The sequence below is a fragment of the Allobosea sp. GW822-FHT05A11 genome, from assembly GCF_058800455.1.
In genome coordinates this window covers 638,439-657,320 of sequence record NZ_JBXAMI010000003.1, presented here as the reverse complement: position 1 = coordinate 657,320, position 18,882 = coordinate 638,439, and the positions used below count along the sequence as shown (strand labels likewise).

Here is an 18,882-nt window from a genome sequence, read left to right as displayed (position 1 = left end):
AGCGAAGGGACGGGCATTGCAAGAGCCCCGGTGTCAACCCGCAATGTCAAAGCGGATACCACCTAACCCCTTATCAATGCGTAACTCTTTCTCCTGCTGAGGAAAAAGAGTGGTGCCCAGGAGAGGACTCGAACCTCCACGCCCTTGCGAGCGCCAGCACCTGAAGCTGGTGCGTCTACCAATTCCGCCACCTGGGCAACGGCGGTTCGTTTACGGGGGCCGAGTCGTCCTGTCAACGGCCCTGTCGCGGCGAAATGAATTTGTTTTTGCGGTCCTGTGGAAAGGGTCTCAGCGGCCATAGCGAATTCCGGGCCGTTCCGGTGCGAAAGCGGCTGATCGACGTTGAATGGGGGATGCCGCGTCTGGGAGTAGGGCGGAACGCCGCAGGGCCTGGGCGCAGGAGGTCTCTGCCGCAAAAGGCATTTCCACTTTGGCGGAACATGATCTAGGAGGGCAGAAGCATTCTAAACGGAGCTTTCACGATGGCTTCCCAGGCCCCGGCCCAGCAACTCGTCACGGTTTTCGGCGGCTCCGGTTTCGTCGGCCGCCATGTCGTGCGCGCGCTCGTCAAGCGCGGCTACCGGGTGCGCGTCGCCGTGCGTCGGCCGGATCTCGCCAATTTCCTCCAGCCGCTGGGCTCTGTCGGCCAGATCCATGCCGTTCAGGCCAATCTGCGCTATCCCGCTTCGGTCGCGGCCGCCGTGAGGGGCACTGACGCCGTCGTCAATCTCGTCGGCATCATGCAGGAGCAGGGTCGCCAGAGCTTCCCGGCCGTGCAGGCGAATGGCGCTCGCGCCGTCGCGCAGGCCTGCGCCGCTGCCGGCATCGCCCGCGTGGTCCAGGTCTCGGCGCTCGGCGCCTCCGCCGAATCGGCTTCGGCCTATGCCCGCTCCAAGGCCGAGGGCGAGGCGGCCATGTTCGCCTCCGTGCCGGGCGCGGTCGTGCTGCGGCCGTCCGTGATGTTCGGGCCGGAGGATACGTTCTTCAACCGCTTCGCCTCGCTCGCCCGGATGCTGCCGGTGGTGCCGCTGGTCGGCGATGGCGTGACGAAGTTCCAGCCGGCCTTCGTCGGCGACGTCGCCGAGATCGTCGCCCGTGCTGTCGACGGCATCGTGCAAGGCGGTCGCGTCTACGAGCTTGGCGGGCCGGAGGTGCAGAGCCTGCGTGAGATCGTCGAGGAAGTCTGCAAGGTGACCGGCCGCAAGCGCCTGCTCGCGCCGTTGCCTTTCCCACTGGCCCGGATCATGGGCAGCGTGCTGCAGGTCGCCGACACGCTGACGCTCGGCCTGATCCCGGACGAACTCGTCATGACGCGCGATCAGGTTACGCTGCTCGCCAGCGACAACGTGGTCTCTGCGGAGGCCAAGGCCGAGGGCCGCGACTTCGCCGGGCTCGGGCTGGCGCCGACCTCGTCGGAGGCGGTCATCTCCTCCTATCTCTGGCGTTTCCGCAAGACCGGCCAGTTCGACGCGCTCCAGGCCCGCTGAGCGGCCGGGGGGCAAGGCCCGTGTCGTTCGACCTCGTCATCTACGATTGCGACGGCACGCTGATCGATACCGAGACGCTTTATGGCGAGGTCAACCTCGCCATGTGTCATGAGATCGGCCTGAGTCACTGGACGCTCGACCATTATGTCGAGCGGCTCGTCGGCATTCCCTGGGTCGACGGCCTTAAGATCATCGAATTGGAGCTCGGCCGGTCTCTCCCTGCCGATTTCGAGACGCGCATCGAGGATGCGGTCGCGCTGCGTCTGGAAACCGAACTGCGCGCGCTTCCCGGCGTGCGCGAGGCGCTGACCGCTCTGGCCGGGCGCCGCTGCGTGGCGTCCTCGACGGTGCTCGAGCCGCTGCGTCGCAATCTCGCGCTGGCGGGATTGATCGACCTGTTCGATCCCCATGTCTTCTCGGCCTCGCAGGTGGCGCGCGGCAAGCCGTCGCCGGATGTCTTCCTGTTCGCTGCGTCGCAGATGGGTGCCGAGGCCGGGCGCTGCCTGGTGCTGGAGGATTCGGTGCCGGGCGTGCTGGCGGCGCGGGCGGCCGGCATGCAGGTCGCCGGTTTCACCGGCGTCGCCCATGATAAGGGGCGCATGCGCGAGCGCCTGCTGGCTGCTGGAGCGGCAGCGGTCGTCGACGATTTCAGGGAATGGCCTGCGGAAGCGGCGCGCCTTGCGGGGCTGCGCGCCGCCTGAAGCGTGCCCTCAGAGCATGCTCGGCAGCACGCGGTCCGGCGGCTTGTGGCCGTCCATGAAGGTCTTGATGTTGACGATGACCTTCTCGCCCATATCGGCGCGGCCCTCATGCGTGGCCGAGCCCATATGCGGGAGCACCACGACCTTGTGCTGGCGCGCCAGCCTGAGCAGGCGCGGATTGACCGCCGGCTCGCTCTCGAACACGTCGAGCCCGGCGCCGGCGAGCTCCCCGGCTTCCAGCATGCGGGCAAGCGCGGTCTCGTCGACGACCTCGCCGCGGGCGGTGTTCACCAGGATCGCGTCCGGCTTCATCAGCTTGAGGCGGCGGGCCGAGAGCAGGTGATAGGTCGCCGGCGTATGCGGGCAGTTGACCGAGACGATGTCCATCCGCGCCAGCATCTGGTCGAGCGAATCCCAATAGGTCGCATTGAGCGCTTCCTCCGTGCGCGGATCGACCCGGCGGCGGTTATGGTAGTGGATCGAGAGGCCGAAGGCGGCGGCGCGCTTCGCCAGTGCCTGGCCGATGCGGCCCATGCCGACGATGCCGAGGCGCTTGCCGGTGATGCGCCGGCCGAGCATCCAGGTCGGCGACCAGCCGGCCCAGTCGTCATCGGGGATGACGCGCGCGCCCTCGGCAATGCGGCGGGCGACGGCCAGGATCAGCGCGATCGTCATGTCCGCGGTATCGTCGGTCAGGACGCCCGGCGTGTTGGTCACCGTGATGCCGCGCTGCACGGCACTGGCGACGTCGATATTGTCGACGCCGTTGCCGAAATTGGCGATCAGGCGCAGCTGGTCGCCGGCCTGCGCGATCACGGCGGCGTCGATCTTGTCGGTCACGGTCGGGACGAGCACGTCGGCGGTCTTCACGGCCTCGACCAGCGCGGCCTGCGACATCGGCTTGTCGTCGATGTTGAGCTGTGCGTCGAAGAGTTCGCGCATCCGGGTCTCGACCACGGCGGGCAGTTTGCGCGTCACCACCACCAAGGGCTTCTTCTTCGACATGGCGGTCACCCTTCCGTCATTGGCCGTATCGGCCTGATATCCTCAACCCGCCATTAACCCTGGTGGCCCAGGAATGGGAATTGTTGCGCGGCACCATGATCGTTGTCTAGGCGGCAGCGCGGCGGATGACAACTTGCCCCTTCGCCGGGGGTAAGCGGACGCGAAGGAGAGTGGCGGCATGAAAATCTCGTCGATGCGCTGCCTGGCCCTGGCGACGTTCGCCCTCCTCGGCTTGCCTGCGGTCGCCTCTGCCCAGGACATGCAGGCCGGGTCGGTCACCGGGCTGCCGGTGCCGCGTTATGTCAGCCTGAAGACGGATCGCGTGAACCTGCGCGAAGGCCCCTCGAAGGAGCACCGGACGCGCTGGGTCTATCAGCGCGCCGGCCTGCCGATGGAAGTCACCGCGGAATTCGAGACCTGGCGCCGCGTGCGCGATGCCGACGGCACCGAGGGCTGGGTGCTGCACAGCCTGCTCTCCGGCCGCCGCACCGCGCTCGTCGCGCCCTGGTCGAAGAAAAAGGACGAGAATTTCCCGATGCGCAGCGCTGCGAACGAGGAGTCAGCCGTCGTCGCCAGGCTGCAGCCGGGCGTCGTCACCAGCGTCTCGTCCTGCGTCAATGCCTGGTGTCGCATCAGCGTCGGCAACATCGATGGCTTTATCCGCCAGGAGCGTCTCTGGGGCGTCTATCCCAACGAGAAGGTCGACTGACGCTGGCCGCCTGCGCTACTGCGCAGTCAGCACCATCACCGGCCGGCCGCGGCTGTCGAGCAGCGCGAGCAGGCCGGAGCCGCGATGGATATCCCAGCGGCGGACCTTGGCAAGCCCGTCGAGGAAGCCGCGCTCCTGCGCCATCACGTCCGGCGCGCAGGCCATCATCGTCGAAACCATCCGCGAGAACCGGATCGCCCGGCCTTTGAGCGTCGCATTGCCGCCGAAGCCGTTGCAACCGCCCCGGCCTGACACATTGCCGTCCGCCGCGATCGCGAGGGTCGTGATGATCGAGCCGGGAACGTCCTTGCTGCCGAGGCTTGCGAGACGCCAGCTTCCGATCGGGGAGGGGGCCGCGGCGGGGGGCCGGTCATCGCCCGAGACGCGCTGAACCCAGATATCGGTCTTGTCCGGCCCGCCCGTGAAAACGCTGTGCCGTTCCGTGGTGGTGAAGAGCAGCCGGTCGCCGTCGAGAATGCGCGCCTGCAGCGCGTAGCTGTGTCGGGGCTCGATCCGCCGTGAATCGAAGCGCAGGGTCCAGCGTGCCGGGATGCGCCGACCGGAAACGCGGGTCTCGGCGATCGTGCGGGAGGGGGCATCGGCCAGCGAGACGTCGAGCAGCTTGACCTCGACGATCGCGCCGGGCGGCAGCGCCATGCGTTCGCGATAGGCGACGGTGCCCCGAAGTACGCGCGGTGCGGCGAGCGCCGGCGTGGCGGGAACGGCTGCTGCGAGCAGGAGGCCTGCAAGCGCGCGGCGCGAGAGCAGCGAATCGGTGAAGCGCATGAATATCGTCCCCGGAAGTGGCGGAGCGGCGATCAGCCGTCGATCTTGCGCAGCCGCACCACGACGTCGACCCGCGCGATCTCGTAGCCTGCGGGTGGCACCGGCAGGCTGGCGACGTCGATCTCGTCGGCCGGGATGTCGATCACCCGGTTCTCGCCATCGACGACGAAATGATGGTGATCATGGTCGGCGGTGTCGAAATAGGCCTTGGCGCCGTCGAGGGTGAGTTCGCGCAGCAGGCCTGCCTCGGTGAACTGGCGCAGCGTGTTGTAGATCGTCGCCAGCGAGACCGGGATGCGCTCCTTCATCGCCTCTTCGAACAGCATCTCGGCGCTGACATGGCGCTGGCCCTTGGCAAAGAGCACCCAGCCGAGCGAGACGCGCTGGCGGGTCGGGCGCAACCCGACGCGCCGCAGCTTCTGGCGGATATCGTGAAAGGGACAGCCCTGCCGCGTCGGCGTTCCATAGCCCTGGTCCTGGGAGGTCAGGTCGCTCATGCCGTGCTCGCGTGCCCTTTTGTCTAACGGATGTCCTGGAGGCTCCGTCTCTTGAATGATTTCAACTGAAATGTAGGGCGTCGGGCTTCCCGTCGCAAGCGTCGCGCCGGCTTCCAGGCGGTGGGCGCCCCTTGCTGCATTGATCTGGCGCGGTTTCGTTGTGGTTTTCGGCGTTGCGGTGTGGGTCAACGCGCCCGCTGCTCTTTCGTTTCCGGCTTCCGCTGTGTTAGGCACGGCGCAGGAGACGTCGGCCGCATCCGGCCGGTGCGAGGGAGCCTCACGGGAATGCAGCGTCAGTCGTCTTTCAGCTACGAGGAGATCCTCGCCTGCGGTCGTGGGGAACTGTTCGGGCCGGGCAATGCGCAGTTGCCGCTGCCGCCGATGCTGATGTTCGACCGCATCGTCGAGATCGCCGAAGAGGGCGGCGAGCACGGCAAGGGCATGGTCCGCGCCGAGTTCGACATCAAGCCCGATCTCTGGTTCTTCGACTGCCATTTCAAGGGCGATCCGGTGATGCCGGGCTGCCTCGGGCTCGATGCGCTCTGGCAGCTCACCGGCTTCTTCCTCGGCTGGCTCGGCCTGCCGGGCCGTGGCCGGGCGCTCGGCGTCGGCGAGGTCAAGTTCGCCGATCAGGTCCTGCCCTCGGTCAAGAAGGTCGTCTACGGCGTCGACTTCAAGCGCGTCTTCAAGTCGAAGCTCGTCCTGGGCATCGCCGATGGCTGGCTGGAGGCCGACGGCAAGCGCATCTACACGGTCAGCGACATGCGCGTCGGCCTGTTCAAGCCGGAAGCCGCCTGAGGAAAAACGCAGCCCGACCTTGCGCGCAGCTGCCGCTCGGTCCATTTGCGCGATAGGAATCCAGAAGCGGCCGGGCTTGCCCGCCGCGTGCTGAGAGCTGGAGTAGCGAGCATGAGACGCGTCGTGGTCACCGGGATGGGCATCGTCTCGTCCATCGGCAACAACACGCAGGAGGTCCTGGCGTCGCTGCAATCGGCGAAATCGGGCATTTCCTTCGTTCCGGATTTCGCCGAGCACGGCTTCCGCAGCCAGGTCGCCGGCGTGCCGACGCTCGATCCCGCGACGGTGCTCGACCGGCGCGCCATGCGTTTCCATGGCGGCGGCTCGGCCTGGAACCAGGTCGCGATGGAGCAGGCGATCGCCGATGCGGGCCTGGAGACGGCCGAGATCAGCAACGAGCGCACCGGCATCATCATGGGTTCCGGCGGCCCCTCGACCCGCGCCTTGATCGACGCCTATGACAAGGCCCGCGAGAGCGGTTCCTCGAAGAAGGTCGGCCCCTTCGCCGTGCCCAAGGGCATGTCCTCGACCGCTTCGGCGACGCTGGCGACCTGGTTCAAGATTAAGGGCGTCAACTATTCGATCTCCTCGGCCTGCGCGACCTCGAACCACTGCATCGGCAATGCCTATGAATTGATCCAGTGGGGCAAGCAGGACGTCATCTTCGCCGGCGGCTGCGAGGAGCTGGACTGGACGCTCTCCGTCCTCTTCGACGCCATGGGCGCGATGTCCTCCGACTTCAATGCAACGCCCGCGCGCGCCTCGCGCGCCTATGATTTGGCCCGCGACGGCTTCGTCATCGCCGGCGGCGCCGGTGTCGTCGTGCTCGAGGAGCTGGAGCATGCCAGGGCACGCGGCGCCAAGATCTACGGCGAGATCGTCGGCTATGGCGCGACCTCGGACGGCTACGACATGGTCGCGCCGTCCGGCGAGGGCGCGGTGCGCTGCATGAAGATGGCGCTGGAAAGCGTGAAGGCCAAGGTCGATTACATCAATCCGCATGGCACCTCGACCCCGGTCGGCGACGCCAAGGAGATCGAGGCGATCCGCGAGGTCTTCGGCGCCGGCGACAAGTCGCCGCCGATCTCGGCGACGAAGTCGCTGACCGGCCATTCGCTCGGCGCCACCGGCGTGCAGGAAGCGATCTACTCGCTCCTGATGCTCAACAACGATTTCATCTGCGAGAGCGCCCATATCGACGAGCTCGACCCGGCCTTCGCCGACATGCCGATCGTGCGCAAGCGCATCGACAATGCCGGCCTCGGCTGCGTGCTCTCGAACTCCTTCGGTTTCGGCGGCACCAACGCCACCATCGTGATGAAGCGCCTGGAGGTCTGAGAGCGCCATGCTCTTCATGGTGATCGAGCATTTCGATCAGGCCCGCGTGAAGGACGTCTACGCCCGCTTCCAGCATAGCGGGCGGATGGCTCCGGCCGGCGTGCGCTATGTCGAGAGCTGGGTCTCGGCCGATCTCGGCCGCTGCTTCCAGATCATGGAATGCGACGATATCGCGCTGCTGCAGGAATGGGTCCTGCAATGGAACGATCTCGTGCGTTTCGAGATCGTGCCGGTTTCGACCTCGAAGGCCGCCGCTGCCGCGATCACCAGGACAGACTAGCCGTTTTCGTGCCCGCAAAAACCGGGCAGTGCCGATATGCCGAGAGTTCGATCCACCCGACCAGCCGACTTCCCTCCGTTTCCCCGCCTTCGGACCCGTTCCTGAAGCCCCTTCCGAGTTTGCCATGCTCCCGCTGATGCACAACAAGCGCGGCCTCATCATGGGCGTCGCCAATCAGAATTCGATTGCCTGGGGCATTGCCCGCACCCTTCACGCCCATGGCGCCGAGATCGCCTTCACCTATCAGGGCGATGCGCTCGGCAAGCGCGTCCGGCCGCTGGCGGAGAGCATCGGCTCGAAGCTGGTCGTGCCCTGCGACGTCGAGGACAGCGCTTCGGTCGATGCTGCCTTTGCTGCGCTCGACGAGGCCTGGGGTGGCGATCCCGAGCGCAACACGCTGGACTTCATCGTCCACGCCATCGGCTTCTCCGACAAGAACGAGCTCAAGGGCCTCTATGCCGACACCAGCCGCGAGAACTTCTCGCGAACCATGGTGATCTCCTGCTTCTCCTTCACCGAGATCGCCCGGCGGGCAGCGGAGCGCATGCCCAGGGGCGGCAGCATGATCACGCTGACCTATGGCGGCTCGACGCGGATCATGCCGAACTACAACGTCATGGGCGTCGCCAAGGCGGCGCTTGAGGCGAGCGTGCGCTATCTCGCCGGCGATTACGGCCCGCGCGGCATCCGCGTCAACGCGCTCTCGCCCGGGCCGGTGCGGACGCTGGCCGGCGCCGGTATCTCCGATGCGCGCGCTATGCTCTCCTGGCAGCGCGCCAATTCGCCCTTGCGCAAGTCGGTTTCGCTTGAAGAGATCGGCGGCTCGGCGCTCTATTATCTCTCGGATCTCTCCGGAGGTGTCACCGGCGATATCCATCATGTCGATGCCGGCTACCACATCACCTCGATGCCGGTGCTGGATTCGCTGCGCGCGGCCGATAGCGGCAACGGCGATTAGCCGGAACCCCATGGCCGGGGCGCGGTTTTCCTTCGATTGAAAGGAGGATGCGCGATGGTCATGGTCAAGTACGAGGTGGTCGAGCATGACGGCGGCTGGGCCTACAAGGTCGGCGGCGCGCTGTCGGAGACCTTTCCGACGCATGATGCGGCGTTGAAGGCGGCAAACCGGGCCGCCGCCCGGCAGACTGTCGCCGGAAATACCGACGGGATCGTCTATCAGGATCAGAACGGCCGCTGGCACGAGGAGCTGGCGGATGGCCATGACCGGCCCGCAACCAGGGTCGTCGACGGCGGCTGAGGGGCAGTTCGTTCCCAGGAGAGCAACAGGGCCGTTGAGCGGCCCTTTCGCTTTGCCTGCCGGCAGGCCTCAGCGCGCGGTAAAGAAGGTCAGCAGCACCTTGTTCTTCTCGCCGAGCAGGCAGAGGAAGCGGCGCGGCTTGTCCGAGCGATCGGTCCGCAGATAGGCCTCGGCCATGACGATGCGCGTGACCGGAATGTTTTCGATCTTCGCTTCGGACACCGCGACCGTGGCGGCGTCCTCGTCGATATAGATGTCCTTGATCTCCGGTTCCTTGGCGTGGAGCGCCTGCAGCGCGGCCGTCTTGCAGGTCGCGATCTCCGGCGTTGCCGGTTTCTCGCTTTTCGGTGGGACTTCCTGAGCGATGGCGGTCGTGGCGAGGGTTGCGGAAATCAGGGCAGGGGCGAGGAAGCGAAGCATGCGAGGAGCACTCAGGTTGATCGGTGAGTGCTTAACGCGCGAGCGCGGCGGTGGTTCACGCAGCGGCGTTTTTGAAGGGTGTCATCCCGTGCGCGCTGCGGCACGCAGTGCTGCTGCGCAGACACGGGACCGCGTGCCGGATAGGGTGCTGTCTCGCCCTCACCGCGAGGTCTACATGACCGCCCGCATCTACGCCGTCTACATCCTCGCCACTCGCAAGGACGGCCCGCTCTACATCGGCATCACCAGCGATCTCGAACGCCGGATCGCCGAGCACAAGACCCACGCGATCAAGGGGCACGCGGCCAAGTACAACATTGATCGCCTCGTCTATGTCGAAACGTTCGACGACCCCAATCAGGCGATTGAGCGCGAGAAAGTCCTCAAGACATGGCGCCGCGCCTGGAAGACAGCGTTGATCGAAAAGGAAAACCCGGCGTGGTCTGACCTCGCCGGGTGATGGGAGCTTTTGTCGTCACGCGGTCCCGTGTCTGCGCAGCGGCATTACATGCCGCAGCGCGCACGGGATGACACCTGGGGGCCGCGTCGCAGGGCGCACAAGGCGCCGCGCGATAACGGGGCTCAGAGACCCAGCTTCTTCTTGCGCTGGCCGAGCGTACGCAGGCGAAGCGCATTGAGCTTGATGAAGCCGGCCGCGTCGCGATGGTCGTAGGCGACCGCGCCTTCCTCGAAGGTGACGAGGTCCTGGTCGTAGAGCGAATAGTCGCTCGATCGGCCGATGACATGGACGCCGCCCTTGTAGAGCTTGAGGCGCACGTCGCCGGTGACGAACTCCTGGCTCTTGTCGATCAGCGCCTGCAGCATCTCGCGCTCCGGCGAGAACCAGAAGCCGTTATAGATCAGCTCGGCATATTGCGGCATGATCTGGTCCTTGAGATGGGCTGCGCCGCGGTCGAGCGTGATCGACTCGATGGCGCGATGCGCCGCATGCAGGATCGTGCCGCCGGGCGTCTCGTACATGCCGCGCGACTTCATGCCGACGAAGCGGTTCTCGACGAGGTCGAGCCGGCCGATGCCGTTGTCGCGGCCGAGATCGTTGAGCTTGGCGAGCAGCGTCGCCGGCGACAGCTTCTGGCCGTCGATCGAAACCGCGTCGCCCTTCTCGAAGCCGATGGTAATGATAGTCGGCTTGTCCGGCGCATCTTCCGGCGAGATGGTGCGCGAATAGACGTAATCGGGAACCTCGACCGCCGGGTCTTCCAGCACGCGGCCTTCCGAGGAGGCATGCAGCAGGTTGGCGTCGACGGAGAAGGGCGCCTCGCCGCGCTTGTTCTTGGCGATCGGGATCTGGTGCTGCTCGGCGAAGGCGATGAGCTGCTCGCGCGAACGCAGGTCCCATTCGCGCCAGGGCGCGATCACGACGACGTCGGGCTTGAGCGCGTAAGCCGTGAGCTCGAAGCGGACCTGGTCGTTGCCCTTGCCGGTCGCACCGTGGGAGACGGCGTCGGCGCCGGTCGCTTCCGCGATCTCGATCAGCTTCTTGGCGATCAGCGGACGCGCGATCGAGGTGCCGAGCAGATAGACGCCCTCATAGGCGGCATTGGCGCGGAACATCGGGAAGACGTAGTCGCGCACGAATTCCTCGCGCAGGTCCTCGATATAGATGTTCTCCGGCTTGATGCCGAGCAGCAGCGCCTTGTCGCGCGCCGGTCCGAGCTCCTCGCCCTGGCCGAGATCGGCGGTGAAGGTCACGACCTCGCATCGATAGGTGGTCTGCAGCCATTTGAGGATGATCGAGGTGTCGAGACCGCCGGAATAGGCGAGGACGACCTTTTTCACGCTGCTGTCAGCCATCTGTTCATTTTCCTTCTGGCAGCCCCCATGGGCCGCGTTTCGGACGCAATGGCGCACTATCCCAGCGTTCGGGGCGAAGCAATCGGAACCTTCTGATCGATCCCGCGTCGTCCGCTGATGGATCGATGCGGGCGAGCGCGTCGTCCTTCCATTCCACAGGCGCTCATTCGCGGCGCTTGCGGTCGCGTTACGAAGGGCGCAGGCTCGATCGGGCGCGACACGACATGACGACCTGTTCGGAGGCTGAATGCCGAATCGTCCCGTTCTGGACTTCTGGTATGAGTTCGCGTCGCCCTATTCCTGCCTGAGCGCCCTGAGAATCGAAAAACTGGCAGAGGAGGCCGGCGTCACCTTGCGCTGGCGGCCCTTCCTGCTCGGGCCGATCTTCGCGGCGCAGGGTTGGAACACCTCGCCCTTCGCGCTCTATCCCAGCAAGGGCCGCTATATGTGGCGCGATACCGCCCGGCGCGGCCGGCGGCAGGGTGTCGCCATCGTCAAGCCGGAGAATTTTCCCCAGAATTCGCTGACGGCGGCGCGGCTGGCGCTCGCCGGCCGCGACGGCGGCTGGACGCCTGCCTTCTCGAAGGCGCTGTTCCAGGCGCATTTCTGCGAAGGCCGCAACATGGCCGAGGAAGCCGTGCTGAGCGCCGCGCTGAAAGAGGCGGGCAGCGATCCCAATGTCGCGATCCCGCTCTCGCGCAGCGAGGAGGTCAAGGGCCGCCTGCGTGCTGAGATCGAATATGCCAAGTCGATCGGCATCTTCGGCGCGCCCTTCTTCGTCGCCGGCGACGGCGAACTGTTCTGGGGCGATGACCGTCTGGAGGAAGCTCTGGAATGGGCGACGGAAGGGCGTTGAGGCGATGAGCGTGAACCGGCGCCACATGCTGATGGCGGGCGCCGGCCTGTGCCTGGCCTCGGGCGCGCGGGCGCGCCCCGCCTTGCCCGGCGAGGCGCCGACCTATGACGCCCGTGAATTGACCACCGTGCCCAACGCGGCCGCGATCGGCCGGCGCTACTGGTCGCCCGGCCTCAACGAGGGCTATGTGCCGCAGGGGCTCACCGTCTTCGGCGACGAGATCCTGATCGCCGCCTATCGCAGCACCGAGCGCGACCAGGACAACGGCCCCGCGCGGCTGTTCCGGCTCTCGCGCCGGGACGGGCGCCTGCTCGGCAGCTTCGCGCTGCCGGCAACCTATGGCCATCCCGGTGGGCTCGCCACAGCGCGGGATACGCTGTTCGTCGCCAATTCCGGGCGGCTCCTGGCTCTCGATTTCAAGGAATCCTGTCGCAGCGGCGAATGCGTGCCGCTGAAGGAGATGCGCGTCGACAAGTCGATGGGGCCTTCCTTCCTGACGACGTCGGGCGATGCGCTCTGGTTCGGGCCCTATCGCCGCGAAGGCGCACCGAACCTGCATGCGGTTCCCATCGATCGCGTCCTTGCCGGCGGCGAGACGCCGATCGGTCTTGCCGATAGCCGGGCCATCCTGCCGCTGCCGCTCCTTTCGCAGGGCGCAACCTTCGACAAGGCGGGCAAGGTCTGGATTTCGCAGAGCTCCGGCAACCGGCCGGCCTTCCTGTCGCAACTCGACCCCGCCACGGGTACCGTGCTTGCGCGCTACCCCGCTCCCGGTGGCATCGAGGATCTTGGCTTCGCGCCCGATGGCAGGCTCTGGGCGGTCGGCGAGGCCGGAACGCAGCGCTGGAGCCGCTGGAGCACCTTCTATCCGCTGGTCTTCGAGATCGATCCGGCCAAGCTCGTCGCCTGAGTTCTAGTGCGAGCCAGGCGCCTGCGGCGGCCGCGCCCATGGCCCGCGCGCCGCGGTTTCCTCGACCATGGTCGGCAGGTCCTGACGCTCGCCGATCTTCGGCGGGTGCGGCGGCATCGCCGGCATCCGCCCGCCGGCGGTCTCGACCAGCGCCTGCACGCGCTTGGTGACCGAAGGGTGGGTCGAGAACAGGTCGGCGAAATCGTCGGGGTCGTTCTCGAAGCACATGTCCATCACGCCCGACGGTACCCCCTCGATATCGGCCCGGCCGGAGATCTTGAGCAGGGCGGAGATCATCGCATCCGGGTTCTTGGTCAGTTCGACCGCCCCCGCGTCGGCGAGGTACTCGCGCGAGCGCGACAGCGACAGCCGGATCAGCACCGCCAGGAACCACGAGATCGCGATCACCGCGATGCCGATGATGATGGCAAGGCCGTTGCCCTTCTTCGCATCATCCGACGAAACCCTGACCCGGCTGCGACCGAAGCCGCGGAAGACGATTTCGCCGATGAAGGAGATCACGCCGGCGATCACCACCGCGATCACCATCAGCCGGACGTCGCCGTTGCGGATATGGGTCAGCTCATGCGCGAGCACCGCCTCGACCTCGGCATCGTTGAGCTGGGCGAGAAGCCCGGTCGTGACGCTGACGGTGAACTGCTTGTCGTTGACGCCGCTGGCGAAGGCGTTGAGTGCCTCGCTTTCGACGATGGCGAGCTTCGGCATCGGCAAGCCGCGCGAGATGCAGAGGTTTTCCAGCATCCGGTAGAGCTTCGGGTTGTCCTCGCGCGCGAGACCCGTCGACCCCGTCACGGCATTGATCATCGCGACATTCATGCGGAAGCCGACGAAGACCCAGAGCATCGTCGCCGCGGTGATGAAAGGGAACCACGAGCGGAAGATGCGGCCGGCCTCGCCGAAGGCGGTGCGCCCGCGCGGCACGCCGCCATAACCGAAGGCGACGAGCAGCAGGCCCCAGGCGGTGAGATAGACCAGCAGGAAAAGCCCGGCGATCAGGAGGTTGGACCTGATCCGGTTGTTGCGCTGGTGGGTATAGAGCCCGAAGGCCTCGGCCATCGCAGCCGCTCCCGTTGCCGTGAACGTCTTGCCGCCGTCAGAACTTCACGCTGGGTGCGACTTCGATCTGGGCGCGGGTTTCCGGGCCGACATCGAAGAACTCGCGCTGGGTAAAGCCCATCTGCGGCGCGAACAGCACCGCCGGGAAGGCCTGGATCGCCGCGTTGAACTCGCCGACTGCATTGTTGAAGAAGCGCCGCGCCGCCGCGAGCTTGTCTTCGACATTGCCGAGATCGACCTGCAACTGCTGGAAATTGGCGCTGGCCTTGAGGTCGGGATAGGCCTCGCCCAATGCGAGCAGCCGGCCGACTGCCCCGGAAAGCTGCTGCTCGGCCGCGGCCTTGTCATGCACGCCGGTCGCGCCCTGTGCCGCGTTGCGGGCGGCGATCACCGCATCGAGCGTCGACTTCTCGTGCGTCGCATAGCCCTTCACCGTCTCGACCAGGTTCGGGATCAGGTCGTGGCGCTGCTTCAGCTGGACGTCGATATCGGCGAAGGCCTGGTTCACGCGCTGCCGCATCGCGACGAGCCCGTTATAGGTCATGATCAGGTAGACGACGAGAACGACGATCAGCCCCAGAATGGCCCAGCCCATGGAATGCTCCCGCGAAATGCCGTGAAACCTGCCCGCAGACTGGCATAGCGGGCGGTGTTGGGGAAGCGGCTCGGCAGGATATTGAATGTGACGTAACGTTATGTTCTGTCTTGAGCGCTGTCGTGACGAAAGGCGGGTCGCGCGACACTCAAGAATAAAGATATCCGAAAGAGCAGGGGATGGGGCAATGAGGGTTTTTGTGGCGGCGCTGCTGGCGCTGAACGTGGGTGCTTGCAATCAGACGGTGCAATCGGAAGGGCCTGAGCCGGTAGCGGCTGCCTTGCCGGCAGCGCCCGCCTTGCCACCGGAGGGGCAGGGGCCGCAGCTGGCTTCCAGCGCTGCGGGCGCAACCGTGCCCATGGAGGATCCGGGTACCTCCGTCTACGAGCCGCTCGTCGACATGCATCGTGTCAATCCCGACCGCTATCAGCGTGATCTGGCCGCCTGTCGCCAGCAGGCGGCGCCGCAACTGGCTGCGATCAAGCGCGCGACGCAGCAACAGCAGACCGGCACCGCCATCGCGGTCGCCGGTACGTTGGCGAGCTACATCCCGGTGCCGGGGTTTCGACAGGCCCATGTGCTGGCTAGCGCCGCCAACGCGGTGCAGTCCGTCGGCGGGGCGACCGCGGAAAGCGGCGCGGCCGCGGTCGAGAAGGCTTCGTCCGATTATGCGCTGGTCGTCGACAGTTGCCTGACGCACAAGCGCTATAAGCTGCTGCGTCCCTGATCGAACTGGCGTCTCGGGGCTTGGTTTCGACCTTGCCCTGAAGGCCGGTTTGCATTACATCGCCCCTGTCCGAAGGGCCGTGATCGATCATGCGCCGGGGGCGGTCTGCAAGACCTGCTCCCGTTTCGTGTTTGAAGCAGGTCGTCCGGATACGGATCGAGCCGCTGGTCCTGGCGCCTCCGCCAACCCCGCCTGACGGGGAGGTGGAAACCTCCGAGAGGATGTGCCGACGGCCGCGATCCGGAACGCAGCACCAACCACGGCGCTTAAGGCCGGACACCCGCGGGATACGCGGCCGGCTCCCAGGAGATTACATGTCAGCAGTTGAAAGCTACAGCGCGGGTCGCGAGGATTTCGCCGCCCTGCTCGAGGAATCCTTCGGCAAGAACGATGCCCTCGAAGGCTCCGTCATCAAGGGCAAGGTCGTCGCCATCGAGAAGGATATGGCGATCATCGACGTCGGTCTGAAGACCGAAGGACGCGTCGCGCTCAAGGAATTCACCGGCCCCGGCCGCGAGCAGGAACTGAACGTCGGCGACGAGGTCGAGGTCTATCTGGACCGGATCGAGAACGCGCTCGGCGAAGCCGTCATCTCGCGCGACAAGGCTCGCCGCGAAGAGAGCTGGGTCAAGCTTGAGAAGGCCTTCGAGGCCCGCGAGAAGGTCAGCGGCATGATCTTCAACACCGTCAAGGGCGGCTACACCGTCGATCTCGACGGCGCCGTGGCCTTCCTGCCGCGTTCGCAGGTCGACATCCGTCCGATCCGCGACGTCGGCCCGCTGATGGGCCAGCCGCAGCCCTTCGAGATCCTCAAGATGGATCGCCGCCGCGGCAACATCGTCGTGTCGCGCCGTACCGTTCTCGAAGAGACCCGCGCCGAGGCTCGTTCCGAGCTCGTCGCCTCGCTCGAAGAGGGCCAGGTCATCGACGGCGTCGTCAAGAACATCACCGAATACGGTGCGTTCGTCGATCTCGGCGGCATTGACGGCCTGCTGCACGTCACCGACATGGCGTGGCGCCGCGTGAACCACCCGTCGGAGGTCGTGACCATCGGCCAGACGGTCAAGGTCAAGATCATCAAGATCAACCAGGACACGCACCGCATCTCGCTCGGCATCAAGCAGCTGCTGGCCGATCCGTGGGATGGCATCGCCGAGCGTTACCCGGTCGGCACCCGTCTCAAGGGTCGCGTGACCAACATCACGGATTACGGCGCGTTCGTCGAAGTGGAGCCGGGCATCGAAGGCCTGATCCACGTCTCCGAGATGTCCTGGACCAAGAAGAACGTCCACCCCGGCAAGATCGTCTCGACCTCGCAGGAAGTCGACGTCGCGATCCTCGAGGTCGATCCGGTCAAGCGTCGCATCTCGCTCGGCCTCAAGCAGACCCTGCGCAACCCGTGGGAGCTCTTCGCGGAGCAGCACCCGGCGGGCTCGACGGTCGAGGGCGAGGTCAAGAACAAGACTGAGTTCGGCCTGTTCCTGGGTCTCGAAGGCGATATCGACGGCATGATCCATCTCTCCGATCTCGACTGGAACCGTCCGGGCGAGCAGGTCATCGAGGAATACAAGAAGGGCGACGTCCTGCAGGCGATCGTTCTCGATGTGGACGTCGAGAAGGAGCGTATCTCGCTCGGCCTGAAGCAGCTCGGCGGCGATCCCTTCGTGGATGCCGGCGAGTTTAAGAAGGGCCAGATCGTCACCTGTGAGGTGGTCGAGGTGAAGGAGTCCGGTCTCGACGTGAAGATCGCCGACACCGACATGATGACCTTCATCAAGCGCGCCGAGCTGGCTCGCGATCGCTCCGAGCAGCGCCCCGAGCGCTTCGCGGCCGGCGAGCGCATCGACGCCCGCGTCGTGCTCTTCGACAAGAAGGCCCGCAAGATCCAGGTCTCGGTCAAGGCCCTGGAAATGGCTGAGGAGAAGGAAGCGATGGCCCAGTACGGCTCCGCCGATTCCGGTGCCTCGCTCGGCGACATCCTGGGCGCCGCGCTCAAGAAGGCCACCGACAAGAAGTGAGGTTTCGGCCGCGTGAAGCGGCCGGACATCCAAGACAGCCCGCGCGGAGCGATCCGCGCGGGCTTTTGTTTCGGCTGATTTTACCCAGCCCTCACCCGAAGCGTCGCACCGCGACGCTTCGGGTGAGGGCTCGTCTGTCCCGTGAAAGGAGCCCGCCATGACCCCCGCCGCCATCGGCATCGACTTCGGCACCACCAACAGCGTCGTCGCGCTGGCTGGCGCTGACGGATCGGTCATGACGCGCTCCTTCGCCACGAAGCAGGGCGCGGTCGATGCCTATCGCTCGGCGTTGATGTTCTGGCGTGAGGGCCGCCCGCCGCAGACCCGCATCACCCATGTCAGCGGCCCCGATGCGCTCGACATGGCCCTGGGCATGACGACCGAGCATCGCTTCCTGCAATCGCTGAAGACCCATCTTTCCAGTCGCGCCTTCCAGGAGACCCGGCTCTTCGGCAAGCTCTTCCGGCTGGAGGACCTGATCGGCGTCTTCCTGTCCGACCTCTCCGAGGGGCTCGCTGATCGCGAGGCGCTGCCGCTGGTCTCCGGCCGCCCGGTCGTCTTCGCCGGCGAGCGCCCGGACGAGGAACTGGCGGTTGGCCGCCTGAAGGCTTCTTACGGCAAGGCCGGGATGGCCCAGGTCGATTTCGCCTATGAGCCGCTCGGCGCCGCCTACTGGTATGCGCGCGACCTGAAGGAGCCGCAGACCATGCTGGTCGCCGATTTCGGCGGCGGCACCAGCGACTTCTCGGTGATGCGCTTCGAACCCGGCCGCAATGGTGGCCTGGAGGCGATCCCGCTCTCTCATGCCGGTGTCGGCGTCGCCGGCGACACCTTCGACTACCGCATCATCGAGCATGCGGTTTCGCCGGCACTCGGCAAGGGCACGGAATACCGCTCCTTCGACAAGCTGCTGCCTGTCCCGGCGCATTATCACGCCGCCTTCGCGCAATGGCACAAGCTCTCGCTGATGAAGAGCCGCGAGACTATGGCCGAGCTCAACGCCCTGATCCGCGAGGCGGTCGAGCCCGGCAAGCTCGAGGATCTGCTGACGGTGATCGAATACGATCTCGGCTACGAGCTCTACCGCGCCGTCTCCGCCGCCAAGGTCGCGCTCTCCGACAACGAGGTGACCACGCTGAGCTTCAGCCAGGTGGGCGTCACCATCGAGAAGCCGATCCGCCGCACCGATTTCGAGCGCTGGATCGCCGACGATGTCGGCGCCATCGAAGCCGCGCTCGACCGCGCGCTGGCCGAGGCCGGGCTCGGCGGCGACCGCATCGAGGCGGTGTTCATGACCGGCGGCACCTCCTACGTTCCGGCGGTGCGCAGCCTGTTCGACCGCCGCTTCGGTGCCGGAAAGGTGCATATCGGCGATGCTTTCCGCTCGGTCGCCAGCGGGCTTGCGCTGCTCGCGCTCGACCGGGCGCGCGCCTCGGTCGCGGCCTGACGCAGCGCCTCCCGCCTTGCCCGTCCGGGCCAGCAGGTCTACATCACGGACCCGCAGCCGCCGCGCGCTTTCCGTTCGGCCGGAACCGGTCGAACGAAAAGAATTCGCGCGAAATCAAAAAGCTGAGCATGTTCGGACCGAACATGCTCCAGGAGTAA

Annotated in this window: 21 protein-coding genes and 1 tRNA gene; 14 read left to right on the top strand and 8 right to left on the bottom strand. The window is 66.2% G+C overall.

Annotated features, from left to right (window positions below):
- Window positions 1–110 precede the first annotated feature (110 nt).
- A tRNA-Leu gene (locus AC1RLU_RS12705) sits at window positions 111–197 on the bottom strand.
- 285 nt (window positions 198–482) lie between these two features.
- Between AC1RLU_RS12705 and AC1RLU_RS12700 the strand changes: the two genes are divergently transcribed.
- Together AC1RLU_RS12700 and AC1RLU_RS12695 are read left to right on the top strand one after the other, a co-directional pair.
- Complete coding sequence (locus tag AC1RLU_RS12700) at window positions 483–1,487, top strand: complex I NDUFA9 subunit family protein (protein ID WP_492795918.1); 1,005 nt, start codon at window positions 483–485, stop codon at window positions 1,485–1,487.
- 20 nt (window positions 1,488–1,507) lie between these two features.
- Entirely contained in the window at window positions 1,508–2,188 is a 681-nt protein-coding gene (locus tag AC1RLU_RS12695; protein ID WP_492795917.1) for an HAD family hydrolase, read from the top strand.
- A gap of 9 nt (window positions 2,189–2,197) precedes the next feature.
- Here AC1RLU_RS12695 and AC1RLU_RS12690 read toward each other — a convergent pair whose 3' ends face one another.
- The gene (locus AC1RLU_RS12690) at window positions 2,198–3,193 is read right to left on the bottom strand and encodes a 2-hydroxyacid dehydrogenase (RefSeq protein ID WP_061968419.1); all 996 of its coding nucleotides are present in this window, start codon (window positions 3,191–3,193) and stop codon (window positions 2,198–2,200) included.
- Between the two features lie 178 nt (window positions 3,194–3,371).
- On the opposite strand from AC1RLU_RS12690, the gene AC1RLU_RS12685 reads away from it, so the two are divergent.
- Complete coding sequence (locus AC1RLU_RS12685) at window positions 3,372–3,902, top strand: SH3 domain-containing protein (protein ID WP_061968418.1); 531 nt, start codon at window positions 3,372–3,374, stop codon at window positions 3,900–3,902.
- Between the two features lie 15 nt (window positions 3,903–3,917).
- On the opposite strand, the gene AC1RLU_RS12680 is transcribed toward AC1RLU_RS12685, so the two are convergent.
- Both AC1RLU_RS12680 and irrA read right to left on the bottom strand, forming a co-directional pair.
- A complete protein-coding gene (locus AC1RLU_RS12680; protein ID WP_492795916.1) occupies window positions 3,918–4,688 on the bottom strand; it encodes a YbaY family lipoprotein in 771 nt (256 codons plus the stop codon).
- Window positions 4,689–4,720: 32 nt separating this feature from the next.
- On the bottom strand, window positions 4,721–5,185 hold the full coding sequence (gene irrA, locus AC1RLU_RS12675) for an iron response transcriptional regulator IrrA (protein WP_492795915.1): 465 nt from the start codon (window positions 5,183–5,185) through the stop codon (window positions 4,721–4,723).
- Window positions 5,186–5,470: 285 nt separating this feature from the next.
- Between irrA and fabA the strand changes: the two genes are divergently transcribed.
- From fabA to AC1RLU_RS12650, 5 genes are all read left to right on the top strand, one after another.
- The gene (gene fabA / locus AC1RLU_RS12670) at window positions 5,471–5,983 is read left to right on the top strand and encodes a 3-hydroxyacyl-[acyl-carrier-protein] dehydratase FabA (RefSeq protein ID WP_061968412.1); all 513 of its coding nucleotides are present in this window, start codon (window positions 5,471–5,473) and stop codon (window positions 5,981–5,983) included.
- Between the two features lie 111 nt (window positions 5,984–6,094).
- Window positions 6,095–7,321 carry a beta-ketoacyl-ACP synthase I gene (gene fabB / locus AC1RLU_RS12665; RefSeq protein ID WP_492795914.1) on the top strand — a complete coding sequence of 409 codons (1,227 nt, stop codon included), beginning with the start codon at window positions 6,095–6,097 and terminating at the stop codon, window positions 7,319–7,321.
- Between the two features lie 7 nt (window positions 7,322–7,328).
- On the top strand, window positions 7,329–7,601 hold the full coding sequence (locus AC1RLU_RS12660) for a DUF3303 family protein (RefSeq protein ID WP_113584712.1): 273 nt from the start codon (window positions 7,329–7,331) through the stop codon (window positions 7,599–7,601).
- A 124-nt stretch (window positions 7,602–7,725) separates the two neighbouring features.
- Window positions 7,726–8,559: an enoyl-ACP reductase FabI gene (fabI, locus tag AC1RLU_RS12655; RefSeq protein WP_142114766.1), complete on the top strand. Its 834-nt coding sequence runs from the start codon at window positions 7,726–7,728 to the stop codon at window positions 8,557–8,559.
- A 54-nt stretch (window positions 8,560–8,613) separates the two neighbouring features.
- A complete protein-coding gene (locus AC1RLU_RS12650) occupies window positions 8,614–8,859 on the top strand; it encodes a DUF2188 domain-containing protein (RefSeq protein ID WP_061968406.1) in 246 nt (81 codons plus the stop codon).
- A gap of 69 nt (window positions 8,860–8,928) precedes the next feature.
- On the opposite strand, the gene AC1RLU_RS12645 is transcribed toward AC1RLU_RS12650, so the two are convergent.
- On the bottom strand, window positions 8,929–9,279 hold the full coding sequence (locus AC1RLU_RS12645) for a hypothetical protein (protein WP_492795912.1): 351 nt from the start codon (window positions 9,277–9,279) through the stop codon (window positions 8,929–8,931).
- Between the two features lie 175 nt (window positions 9,280–9,454).
- Here AC1RLU_RS12645 and AC1RLU_RS12640 point away from each other — a divergent pair, with 175 nt between their 5' ends.
- Window positions 9,455–9,739: a GIY-YIG nuclease family protein gene (locus AC1RLU_RS12640; RefSeq protein WP_492795911.1), complete on the top strand. Its 285-nt coding sequence runs from the start codon at window positions 9,455–9,457 to the stop codon at window positions 9,737–9,739.
- Window positions 9,740–9,861: 122 nt separating this feature from the next.
- On the opposite strand, the gene AC1RLU_RS12635 is transcribed toward AC1RLU_RS12640, so the two are convergent.
- Window positions 9,862–11,094 (bottom strand): argininosuccinate synthase, encoded by a 1,233-nt coding sequence (locus AC1RLU_RS12635; protein WP_061968400.1) that lies wholly within the window; start codon window positions 11,092–11,094, stop codon window positions 9,862–9,864.
- A 247-nt stretch (window positions 11,095–11,341) separates the two neighbouring features.
- Between AC1RLU_RS12635 and AC1RLU_RS12630 the strand changes: the two genes are divergently transcribed.
- Together AC1RLU_RS12630 and AC1RLU_RS12625 are read left to right on the top strand one after the other, a co-directional pair.
- Entirely contained in the window at window positions 11,342–11,950 is a 609-nt protein-coding gene (locus AC1RLU_RS12630; protein WP_061968398.1) for a 2-hydroxychromene-2-carboxylate isomerase, read from the top strand.
- A gap of 10 nt (window positions 11,951–11,960) precedes the next feature.
- A complete protein-coding gene (locus AC1RLU_RS12625) occupies window positions 11,961–12,860 on the top strand; it encodes an NHL repeat-containing protein (protein WP_492795910.1) in 900 nt (299 codons plus the stop codon).
- 3 nt (window positions 12,861–12,863) lie between these two features.
- Here AC1RLU_RS12625 and AC1RLU_RS12620 read toward each other — a convergent pair whose 3' ends face one another.
- A complete protein-coding gene (locus tag AC1RLU_RS12620; protein ID WP_492795908.1) occupies window positions 12,864–13,937 on the bottom strand; it encodes a M48 family metallopeptidase in 1,074 nt (357 codons plus the stop codon).
- A gap of 37 nt (window positions 13,938–13,974) precedes the next feature.
- Complete coding sequence (locus AC1RLU_RS12615; protein WP_061968393.1) at window positions 13,975–14,532, bottom strand: LemA family protein; 558 nt, start codon at window positions 14,530–14,532, stop codon at window positions 13,975–13,977.
- 187 nt (window positions 14,533–14,719) lie between these two features.
- Here AC1RLU_RS12615 and AC1RLU_RS12610 point away from each other — a divergent pair, with 187 nt between their 5' ends.
- The 3 genes from AC1RLU_RS12610 to AC1RLU_RS12600 all read left to right on the top strand — a co-directional run bounded on the left by AC1RLU_RS12610 (window position 14,720) and on the right by AC1RLU_RS12600 (window position 18,724).
- Window positions 14,720–15,259, top strand: coding sequence for a hypothetical protein (locus AC1RLU_RS12610; protein WP_492795906.1), 540 nt, complete (start codon window positions 14,720–14,722; stop codon window positions 15,257–15,259).
- Between the two features lie 314 nt (window positions 15,260–15,573).
- Window positions 15,574–17,277 (top strand): 30S ribosomal protein S1, encoded by a 1,704-nt coding sequence (gene rpsA / locus AC1RLU_RS12605; protein WP_061968390.1) that lies wholly within the window; start codon window positions 15,574–15,576, stop codon window positions 17,275–17,277.
- 157 nt (window positions 17,278–17,434) lie between these two features.
- Window positions 17,435–18,724, top strand: a complete 1,290-nt coding sequence (locus AC1RLU_RS12600) for an Hsp70 family protein (protein WP_492795903.1) — start codon at window positions 17,435–17,437, stop codon at window positions 18,722–18,724.
- Window positions 18,725–18,882 lie beyond the last annotated feature (158 nt).